The sequence below is a fragment of the Microcoleus sp. BR0-C5 genome, from assembly GCF_036705045.1.
In the GTDB taxonomy this organism is placed as follows: domain Bacteria; phylum Cyanobacteriota; class Cyanobacteriia; order Cyanobacteriales; family Microcoleaceae; genus Microcoleus.
Map to the genome: position 1 here is coordinate 1 of NZ_JAUBTR010000170.1, position 2,420 is coordinate 2,420.

Annotated in this window: 3 protein-coding genes and 2 pseudogenes; 1 reads left to right on the forward strand and 4 read right to left on the reverse strand. The window is 40.3% G+C overall.

Annotation, left to right across the window (positions count from 1 at the left end):
* From QUB08_RS31595 to QUB08_RS31605, 4 genes and pseudogenes are all read right to left on the reverse strand, one after another.
* On the reverse strand, positions 1-706 hold a 706-nt coding region (locus tag QUB08_RS31595), incomplete at its 3' end, for a glycosyltransferase (protein ID WP_333230216.1).
* Positions 707-882: 176 nt separating this feature from the next.
* A pseudogene (locus QUB08_RS32275) lies at positions 883-1,050 on the reverse strand (transposase); the annotation flags it as partial.
* A gap of 24 nt (positions 1,051-1,074) precedes the next feature.
* Positions 1,075-1,287, reverse strand: coding sequence for a hypothetical protein (locus QUB08_RS31600; protein ID WP_333230212.1), 213 nt, complete (start codon positions 1,285-1,287; stop codon positions 1,075-1,077).
* An 81-nt stretch (positions 1,288-1,368) separates the two neighbouring features.
* Entirely contained in the window at positions 1,369-1,884 is a 516-nt protein-coding gene (locus QUB08_RS31605) for a helix-turn-helix domain-containing protein (protein ID WP_333230214.1), read from the reverse strand.
* An 89-nt stretch (positions 1,885-1,973) separates the two neighbouring features.
* Here QUB08_RS31605 and QUB08_RS31610 point away from each other — a divergent pair.
* Positions 1,974-2,262, forward strand: a pseudogene (locus QUB08_RS31610) (transposase); the annotation flags it as partial.
* Positions 2,263-2,420: the final 158 nt, after the last annotated feature.

A 2,420-nucleotide genomic window follows, 5' to 3' on the forward strand; every position in this document is an offset into this window, starting at 1 on the left:
CCAAATCCCGTGGCACAGGCATCTTGCCTGTGCAGTCCAAATCCCGTGGCACGGGCATCTTGCCTGTGCAGCCCAAATCCTGTGGCACAGGCATCTTGCCTGTGCAGTCCAAATCCTGTGGCACAGGCATCTTGCCTGTGCAGTCCAAATCCTGTGGCACAGGCATCTTGCCTGTGAAGTCCAAACCAAATCTTTCTGAGATTTTAGCTTCTTCTTTACTTGTGAAATGAATTGCAGCAGCACCTGCTAAATTAGGACGTTCTAAAACCGTGGCATAAATCTGTTTCAAGCGCTTTTTTTTCTGCAAATCTGCGGGGTCAAGCATACCGCAGGGACGCATAATATATGGCAAATTGTGATATCTAGCAATTGTAGCAGCGAGGGTAGTTACTGGCGAGAAAAGAGCGTGAATGTGAGCGAGATCAAATTGTCGCGCATTTTGATTCAACCACTGCAATAAACTCAGAGAAAACTTATATCTACGAAACGGAGAACAGCGGAAATAAATAATCTGATAGCCGTTTTGTTGTATTGGTTGATTTAAAGGAACATCTAAAGGAAGTTGACCGATATCTCCGTTAGAATTTGTAGTGATAATTGTGACATCGATGCCTTGGAAAGCGAGGGCCGCAGAAAGTCCGAGTACCATTTGACTTGGCCCGCCGTAGACGAGGGAAATTGAGGGGATAATTTGGAGAATTCGCATGGTTAAGCTGTTACGCATTTAAATTGAAAATTCGGGACAGGCTAGAAGCCCGTCCCACAATAGTTTTATGGATTTTTGACACACAGTTTAAATGTAAAACAGCTTATACCAATTTACTATGAAGTTGCACTTAATATAGCTTCAAGGATATAGTCCCAACCACAGAGAGATAAAACTTATTCATTCGTGAGAGATTTGATAATTATACTTACGTGTTCTTTGAGTTTATCTAAACTCGAATAATTTTCCCACTTCCGATCTTTTTTTGTATGCTCCCACAATCTTTCAATCGGATTTAATTCAGGACTATAGGCAGGTAAATATATTGGCATTACATGGTCAGCCCAGTCTAATAATAGAGCTTTATGTCAGCTACCATTATCCATGATAATTAGATTGAAAGTCTCTGAGTATTTTTGACCAAATCCATTTAAAAAGTCTTGAAAATAGTTGTAATTGAGCTGACAAAATTCTTGATAATATTGTTCGCCTGTTGCTGGCTCTACGACTCCATAAATATAAAAGTTTCCTCGTTTCCATTGCTTTTTGCCAATGGGTTTTACCCCCTTTAATGTAATCATTCTGCCCGGCGCATCGTAATCAATCCAAATCTACTCTCGTCATGACACCATATCCTTACAGGCTTGGAGTTTCCGAAATATTTAATCATTACTTTGATCAGCTCGCATAGTTTTTTTTTTGAAGCTTGCCTGCGCCTCTTCGTTCGCTTTGTTACTTTGGGGTATTGGGACTTTCAGGTCAGCTTTCAATTTATAATGAACTAGGTCATGTACCACTTTATAGCTCACTTTAATTCCGCATTCTTTTTCGAGCCAGAGCTGTAATTTACCATAACTTGTTTCTCCCTGTGGTTCTTGCAGTTTTTTGATTAATTTTTCTCTCACTGATGGTGGAATATGTGGGGGTTTTCCCGGAGCTTTTTTTATGCTAAGTAATTCCGTAATTCCACCTTCTTTGTAAGCTCTTAACCAACGATATATTGTTGATTCGTCTCGTTTCAACATCGTGGCTAATTCTGCTCTTTTTTGGATTTTTTTTGTGGCCAGCCAGTATAATACCAGTAATTTTTCTTTATTTACGGCGGTCGCACTCCGTTGGAGTCGATGCTCAAGTTCCTCAACCGTTTCCTGGATTTGTACCTGAAGTTTGTTCGCCATATTGAATTTCCTCTACTTTTACCCTATATTTTAGTGTACCTTCATAGTGAATTGGTATAAGATAATCACATCTGCGGAATGTGGGTAAAAGAGGACGTAGTGTATCAATTCATCCTGATGAAGCTTTAATGCAAGAGTTGCGAGGGCGTCAATCCACTACCACTGGTCGTCTTGACTTGAGAAAGCGTACTACAGTTGAGCATTCTCTAGCCCATATTGGTCATTGGCTTTCTTAACCGTGCCCGGTATCTGGGACAAAGGAAAAATCTCTTCGATTTACGTCGAGTCGCTGTTGTCCATAACCTCCATGTCATTGCTCGAATATCTAAGCTTTTGCCAATTCAACCGGGCATAGAGTCGAATTCATTGGCGGGGTAATTGCATACATCTCTTTTGTTGTCAACTTCTAATACTGTACCGACGCCCTAGAGATAGTTCTCGAATGGTGAACGAAAGTGAACTATAGCAATCCTAAATCATTATCAAGACTATGATACAATTATATGCAATACTTGATTGTGACCCTCAAAAAATGA